1 protein-coding gene is annotated in these 223 nt (G+C 63.7%); it reads left to right on the top strand.

Going from position 1 to position 223, the window contains the following annotated elements; translation table 11 throughout:
* Positions 1-223, top strand: a 223-nt coding sequence (locus G3O06_RS49910; protein ID WP_277403811.1) for a hypothetical protein, incomplete at both ends; no start/stop codon positions are given.

Raw genomic sequence — 223 nt, 5'->3', positions numbered from 1 at the left:
ATACCGGTCGAAGCCGACGTCGACAGCGAGCCCACGTTGCTGTTCGTCGTCGACAGACCGGTCGACAGCGAATCCACACCGCTTTGCGCCGTGCTGATACCGGTCGAAGCCGACGTCGACAGCGAGCCCACGTTGCTGTTCGTCGTCGACAGACCGGTCGACAGCGAATCCACACCGCTTTGCGCCGTGCTGATACCGGTCGAAGCCGACGTCGACAGCGAGC

It is taken from the genome of Burkholderia sp. Ac-20345, assembly GCF_017104825.1.
GTDB classification, from domain to species: domain Bacteria; phylum Pseudomonadota; class Gammaproteobacteria; order Burkholderiales; family Burkholderiaceae; genus Burkholderia; species Burkholderia lata_B.
Note: the sequence above shows the minus strand (reverse complement) of the source record. Positions and strands in the feature narration are given on the sequence as shown.